Annotated in this window: 1 protein-coding gene and 1 pseudogene; one reads left to right on the top strand and one right to left on the bottom strand. The window is 64.9% G+C overall.

The genetic code is table 11. The features are described from left to right. Nucleotides 1-1,640 (bottom strand): diguanylate cyclase domain-containing protein (locus tag DBR12_RS18590; RefSeq protein ID WP_233244869.1); only part of this gene is annotated, 1,640 nt, incomplete at its 3' end. Between the two features lie 200 nt (nucleotides 1,641-1,840). Here DBR12_RS18590 and DBR12_RS23185 point away from each other — a divergent pair. Then, a pseudogene (locus DBR12_RS23185) lies at nucleotides 1,841-2,598 on the top strand (DNA mismatch repair protein MutS); the annotation flags it as partial.

The following is a 2,598-nucleotide window of genomic DNA, read 5'->3' as shown; positions in this document are numbered from 1 at the left end:
CCGATGCTCGGGGTGCTGTAGTGCTGGGCACCGTCCAGGTCAAAGGGCTGGTTCAGGCTGGCCAGGAGTTTCTCGGCAACGGTTTCTGCCTGGGTGGCGGCACTTTGCAGCTCAGGCGCCAGGGCTTCGAGCATGACAACAAATTCGTCGCCACCGAAACGGGCCACGGTGTCCGCCTCGCGCACGCTGCCCACCAGACGGGCGGCCACTTGCGACAACAGCTGGTCGCCCATGTCGTGGCCTAAGGTGTCATTGAGGTCCTTGAAGTTATCGAGGTCGATGAACAGCAGGGCGCCCAGGTTCTTGGTGCGCTGGCAGGCGGCGATGGAGCGCTGCAGGCGATCGAGCAGCAGGCGCCGGTTGGGCAGGCCCGTGAGCGCGTCGTAGAAGGCCAGGCGTTCGATTTCCTGCTCTGCGCGCTTGCGGTCCGTGATGTCCATGGTGAACCCGTGCGACACCACGGAACCATCGGCCTCGCGGTGGGGAATGGCGTTGGTCATGTGCCAGCGCACACTCCCGTCCTGCATGCGCACGCGGTACTCGCACTGCCAAGGCACCAGCTTGCGCACCGACATGATGGCCGAGCGCTGCACCTGAGGCAGGTCTTCGGGCACTACCCGATGCATCAGCACGCCATGGTCGGTGGTCACCTCGTGGGGCTCCACACCCATGAATTCGCGTACCGCATCACTGATGTACTGCACGCTGGTGCCTCCATCGGAATGCAGGCGGTATTCGTAGATAAACCCGGGGATGCGGCTGGCAATGCGCTGGATAAACAGCAGCTGTTCGCGCAGCTGCTCGGCCGCGCGGTGCTCATCGGTCACATCCTGCACCACGCCCATGACCGCCTGCACCCCGTCGCGCGGCAGCGTGCGCTGCACGCGCGAGCGCATCCAGCGCACCTCTCCATCAGGCCGGCGCCAGCGGTACTCCACATCCAGGCCAGAACCTCGTTCGCGTATCTTCTCAAACACGTGGCGGTCCTCAGGCAAGATGCCGCTCACGGCACGCTCCGGGTCCACCCATTCTTGCTGTTCAAAACCAGCGATGTCGCACAGACCGGGCGACCACAGCAGGACGGTTTCGCCCGGATCTTCAATACGGCGCCAATGGCCCGCACGGGCCAGGCTCTCCATGGTGTTGAAGACTTCTGTCTGCTCACGCAGCTCACGCCGCACTTCCTCAAGCGAACGCTCGGACGCGGCCAGCGCAGCACGCAAGGTCTCGGCCTCGGAGGCATCGCGCACCGTGACCATGATGCAATCGTGGGTGACCCGGCGCGCCGACAGATCCCAGGCCAGCACAAGCCGGCCGGGCTCACGCAGCACCTGGCGGCACTCCAGCGGCACCCCCACCCGCACCACGCCATAAAGTTGGTCCAGCAAGGGCGTTCCCGCCAGCAGGTCAAACACCTTGCTGGCGTCCACACCAGGCTCGCGCACGGCGCCCAGCCCCGGCATGCGGCGTGCAGCTGCATTGGCAGCCAGAAGCATCAAGCGGCCGTTCTGCAGCCGAAACTCCATCAACGCTAACGGAACCGCATCCACCAGGGCCTGCAGGCGTGCCTGCGCCATGGGCTCGATGAGGCCGTCGCCCACGGGCGCGAGAAGGTCGGTCAACAGTTCGGACGAAATCACGGTCGCTCTGAAACCTTCGAATCCTGGAGTTGGGAAAAGCGCTCTAGCAACGGACGGCGCCCACGGTCAAAGCCAAGCTGCCAGCATACAGCCAAGAGTATGTCAAAACGTAACAAAGCAACAAAACCTGCGGCAAATCATTGAGGGGAAACCCCATGGGCAAGCTGCTACAGTCCACGCCTCATTCCTGCCACCCCTGCATGTCCGACACGCTCGAACACCACACCCCCATGATGCAGCAGTACCTCGCCCTCAAGGCCGGGTACCCTGAAACGCTCCTGTTTTACCGCATGGGCGACTTCTACGAGGTCTTCTGGCAAGACGCCGAAAAGGCCGCACGCCTGCTCGACATCACGCTCACGCAGCGCGGCCAGTCGGGTGGACAGCCGGTGGTGATGGCGGGCGTGCCCTTCCATGCGCTGGAAAACTATCTGGCGCGCCTCATCAAGATGGGCGAGTCGGTGGCCATTGCCGAGCAGGTGGGCGAGGTGGGCGCCAGCAAGGGCCCGGTGGAACGCAAGGTGGTGCGCGTGGTCACACCCGGCACGCTGACCGACACCGAACTGCTGTCCGACAAATCCGAATCGCTGCTGATGGCAGTGCACCAGGCGCCCCGCGCGCGCTGCGGCCTGGCGTGGCTCAGCGTGACGCAGGGCCGCGTGTACCTGGCCGAATGCGCGCACGACGAACTGGGCGCCTGGCTGGCACGCGTGGCGCCCAGTGAGCTGATCTACAGCGCGGGCGTGACCGAGCGCTTTGAGCAACAACTGCAGGTGCTTCGCCAAAGCGGCGCCTTCACCTGCCCCATAAGCCCCCGGCCCGACTGGCAATTTGACAGCGCATTGGGCGAGCGCAAGTTGCTTGAGAACCTGGGCGCCGCCAGCCTGCAGGCCTGGGGTGCACAAGACCTGGGCGAGGCCCACGCAGCCGCTGCCGGGCTGCTCACCTACGCCGAACA

Source organism: Acidovorax sp. HMWF029 (assembly GCF_003060895.1).
In the GTDB taxonomy this organism is placed as follows: Bacteria; Pseudomonadota; Gammaproteobacteria; order Burkholderiales; family Burkholderiaceae_C; genus Acidovorax.
Note: the sequence above shows the minus strand (reverse complement) of the source record. Positions and strands in the feature narration are given on the sequence as shown.